5 protein-coding genes are annotated in these 4,448 nt (G+C 29.2%); all 5 read left to right on the top strand.

Annotated elements, in window-relative coordinates:
* A partial coding sequence (locus ACRDDY_RS18925) for an ABC transporter permease (protein WP_438566464.1) occupies positions 1–719 on the top strand: 719 nt, incomplete at its 5' end.
* A 207-nt stretch (positions 720–926) separates the two neighbouring features.
* Positions 927–1,835: a ribokinase gene (gene rbsK / locus ACRDDY_RS18920; RefSeq protein WP_438566463.1), complete on the top strand. Its 909-nt coding sequence runs from the start codon at positions 927–929 to the stop codon at positions 1,833–1,835.
* 26 nt (positions 1,836–1,861) lie between these two features.
* On the top strand, positions 1,862–2,779 hold the full coding sequence (gene rihC / locus ACRDDY_RS18915; protein WP_438566462.1) for a ribonucleoside hydrolase RihC: 918 nt from the start codon (positions 1,862–1,864) through the stop codon (positions 2,777–2,779).
* A 27-nt stretch (positions 2,780–2,806) separates the two neighbouring features.
* Positions 2,807–4,159 (top strand): C4-dicarboxylate transporter DcuC, encoded by a 1,353-nt coding sequence (dcuC, locus tag ACRDDY_RS18910; RefSeq protein ID WP_438566461.1) that lies wholly within the window; start codon positions 2,807–2,809, stop codon positions 4,157–4,159.
* Between the two features lie 113 nt (positions 4,160–4,272).
* On the top strand, positions 4,273–4,446 hold the full coding sequence (locus ACRDDY_RS18905; RefSeq protein WP_438566460.1) for a zf-HC2 domain-containing protein: 174 nt from the start codon (positions 4,273–4,275) through the stop codon (positions 4,444–4,446).
* The last annotated feature ends 2 nt before the right edge of the window (positions 4,447–4,448 follow it).

The following is a 4,448-nucleotide window of genomic DNA, read 5'->3' as shown; positions in this document are numbered from 1 at the left end:
TTGGAAGTATTTCAAAGGGAGATATCCAAAAGTTTAATAGTTTACTTAATACCTATGAAAAAGGAAATGTAACTGTAAATAGAAAAGATGTAGCAAATTTAGGATTAGATTATGGAAAAGCATCAATATTTATAGGATTTTTAATAATGTTTATTTTCTTTAGAGCTATGTCAGGAGCTGAAAGAATAAACGAAGATAAAGAAGAAAAAGTATTTACAAGAGTATTTATATCAAATATAAAACCTTGGCAATATTACGGAGCAAATATCATTGCAAGTTTAATTGGAGTAAGTATTCAAGTAGTAGTGTCAGTTTTAGTAGTAAAATATATAGCAAACTTAAACTTTGGAATGAGTATTCCTGTTATAAGTATAATTTTAATACTTGCAGGGCTTATAGCAGTTTCAGTAGGAACCGTATGTGTGTCACTTACAAAGGATGCACAAGAGGCAGGGATATTAAGTAATATTATAATTTTAGCTTTAGTTATGGTTGGAGGATGCTTTATACCAGTTAGCATATTCCCAAAAGTAATGGATACAATATCAAAATTCTTACCAACAAGATGGATAATGGATATGATAACAAATATTCAAAATGGACAAAGTTTTGTAGGTCAATGGAGATATATTATTATGGTACTTTTATTAAGCATGGCATTAATAGTATTTGCAGCATATTTAACAAAAAGAAAAGATAAAAGCTTTCTAGAAGTATAAAGAGTAAGGTAGTAAGAAAAAAATTCTTGCTACCTTATTTTTACTTTATTAAAAAATCGACAGAATTTGCTAAAAATATTGACACAAGGAAGCGTGAATGATAATGTAAAAATAAGAATAAAACATGAACAAAATTAATGAAAAGTAAATTAAAGTTCGGAAGAAGATACTTAGATATACTAAAGTAATTAAAGAGGAGAGAGAAAAGTGAGTAAAATAACTGTTATAGGAAGTTTAAATATGGATTTAGTTCTTGAAATAGAGAATGCACCTAAAGTAGGGCAAACTATAGAAGGAAATAATATAAGTTATTTATTTGGAGGAAAAGGTGCAAATCAAGGAGTTGCAGGAAGTAGAATTGGAGCAACTGTAGATTTTATAGGTGTAGTAGGAAATGATAGTTTTGGATTAAAAATAAAAGAGAATATGATAAATGAAAATATAAATATAGATGGATTGAAGATAACAGAGAAAAGTGCTACAGGATTAGCTACAATATTAAAAACTAAAGAAGATAATTCAATAGTAATTATAAAAGGTGCTAATGAAGAATGTAATATAGAGCTAATAGAAAAAAATAAAGAGAAAATAAAAAATAGTGATGTAGTTCTTACTCAATTTGAAATTCCAATGGAAACTATAGAAAAAAGTTTAGAAATTGCAAAAGAAAATAGAGTAAAAACAATAGTTAATCCAGCACCAGCTAAAAAGATAAGTGAAGAAATATTAAAAAATATAGATTATATAACACCAAATGAAACAGAATTTGAAATTATATGTGGTAAAGAATTAAAAGATGATGAAACCTTAGAAAAAGAAATGATAGATTGGCAAAAAAATCATAAAACTAGGTTAATAGTTACAAGAGGAAGTAGTGGAGTATCTTTTATAGAAAATGATGAAATAATAACAGTTGAAGCAATGAAGGTTAATGCAATTGATACTACAGGTGCTGGGGATACATTTAATGGTGTATTTGCATATTGCATAGGGGAAGTGATGGAGTTGAAAGAGTCAATAAGGCTTTCAAGCCGTGCAGCATCTATTTCAGTAACAAAGTTTGGAGCACAAGGTGGAATGCCTAGTCTAGAAGAGGTTAAAAAATATTATAAATAAATATATATAAAGAGAGGTTTTAAGGTATGAGAAAAATAATAATTGACACAGACCCAGGAATTGATGATGCAGTAGCTATAGCTGCGGCAATTTTTAGTCCAAGCTTAAAAGTAGAATTAATCTCTACAGTTGCAGGGAATGTCTCTGTAGATAAGACAACTAACAATGCACTAAGACTTATGGATTTCTTTGAAAAAGATATTGAAGTAGCAAAAGGCGCTTCAAAGCCATTACTTAGAACACCTAGAGATGCAAGTCATATTCATGGTGATTCAGGAATGGATGGATTCGAGTTTAAAAGTAGTGATAGAAAGTATTGTACTAAAAATGCAGTTGATAAAATAAGAGAAGTATTATTAGAAAGTAATGAAAAAATTACTATTGTACCAATAGGTCCATTAACTAATATTGCCTTATTTTTAAGTTGTTATCCTGAGTGTAAGGAGAAGATTGAAGAGATAGTTATGATGGGTGGTTCTAGTGGCAGGGGGAATGATACGCCAGCTGCAGAGTTTAATATTTATGCAGATCCAGAAGCTGCTAAAATTGTCTTGGATTCAGGTGTTAAAATAACAATTCTTCCATTAGATGTAACTATGAATGCAACATTAGATTTAGAAACTATAAATGAATTAAGAGATATGAATAAAGTTGGAGCTATGTTCTATGGAATGTTTAATCATTATAGAGGTGGAAGTGTACAAAAAGGTGGATTAAAAATGCATGATTTAACAACTATTGCATATTTAACAAAGCCAGAACTTTTTGAATCAGAAAAAGTTTTTGTAGATGTAGAAACTGATGGGAAATATACAGCAGGATTTATGGTAGTAGATTTAAAGGATTTATATAAAAAGGATAAAAATGTAAGATTCTGTACAAGCATAAATGTTCAAGAGTTTAGAAAATGGATGTTAAATTTATTTAGAAATATAGAGCTTTAAATATAAAAGGAATAAAGGGGAAGAGAAATGGTAGAAATTATTATAGCAGTAGCAGTTCTTTTAGGTATTGGGTACTTTATTAGTAAAAGGTATAATGCAACAGTAGTATTATTAATTGGGGGAATGATTTTACTTTTTGCAACAGTCCTATTAGGAAAACAAGTTTTATCACCAGAAGAAACAACGGGAATATTATGGCTTGATCCATTTAAGAAAATTGAATTGATTTTCGTTAAAAATATGGGGAATGTTGGACTAATCATAATGATGTTATTTGGGTTTTCAACATACATGAATAATATTGGAGCAAATGAAGTTACAGTAAATTTAATGGCAAAACCACTAGATAGAGTAAAATCAAAATACATACTGATTCCAATAATATTCTTACTTGGAAATTGTTTATCTTTAGTAGTACCAAGTGCAGCAAGTCTTGCAGTATTATTAATGGCAACTTTATTTCCAGTGCTAACAAGAGTTGGAGTATCACCACTTGCAGCAGGAGCTGTTATAACAACAGGTGCCACTATAATGCCAACTCCTCTTGGAGCAGATAATGTACTAGCAGCGGAAGCATTTAATGTACCATTAATGGATTATGTTGTAGCTCATGCTAAAATATCAATTCCATCAATAATTTTAATGGCAATAGCACATTATTTCTGGCAAAAACATTTAGATAAAAAAGAAAAAAATGTAGGAACTATAAAAAAAGAAAAGTTAGCTAAATTAAATGAAAACTTACCACCAAAATATTATGCAATATTACCAATATTACCTTTAATATTAGTTTTATTTTTTAATTTAGTTTTAAAGACTGAAATAGGGTTAGTACCAATTACAATAATGTCATTAATGATAGCAGTATTTATTGAAGTTCTACGTAAGAAAGATTTTGTTAAGGTATCAAATAATATAAATGATTTCTTTAAAGGAATGGGAAATGGACTTTCTATGGTAGTGGTACTTTTAGTTGCAGCAAGTACATTAGTTGAAGGGTTAAAATCTCTTGGAATAATAAATATGCTAATGGAATCAGTACAAAATATTCATGGAGCAGGGATTCTTTTAGTATTTGCTTTTGCAGGAATTACAGCAGTAATTGGATTTATTAGTGGAAGTGGACTAGCGGTGTTTTATGCAGCAATTGAACTTATACCAGCCTTAGCAATAGGTGTTGGAATTAATGGAATGATGATTTCACTTCCAATGCAGATGATGGCAAATCTTATAAGATCTGTATCACCAGTTGCAGCAGCAGTTATAATAGTAAGTTCTCTTACGGGAACAAGTCCTATGAATATAGTAAAAAGAACATCAGTACCAATGATAGTTGGAATGATATCAGTTTTAACATTATCAATTTTATATTTTAATTAAAAAGTATAGAGCTTTTTCTTAGAAATGTGTAATAGCAGTTCTTTGAAAAAGTTTTTTTGTCAAAACAAAAATAGGGTAAATGGGTAAATGGGTAAAGGAGAAGATAAGGGGAAATGAGAAAAGAATGTAAAATAGTAAGAGAATTAATGCCAATGTATTTGCAGGGAATTTGTGATAAAGATGTGATGAATTATATTAGTAATCATTTAAATGGATGTGTTGAATGTCGGAGTACCTATGATATTTTAAATAATGAAGAGTTAAGTGAGAGAACTTCATTATTATAAAA

The organism is Clostridium sp. (genome assembly GCF_051656525.1).
Lineage (GTDB): Bacteria > Bacillota > Clostridia > Clostridiales > Clostridiaceae > Clostridium.
The sequence above is the reverse complement of the archived record's forward strand: the minus strand, read 5'-3'. Positions and strand labels throughout refer to the sequence as shown.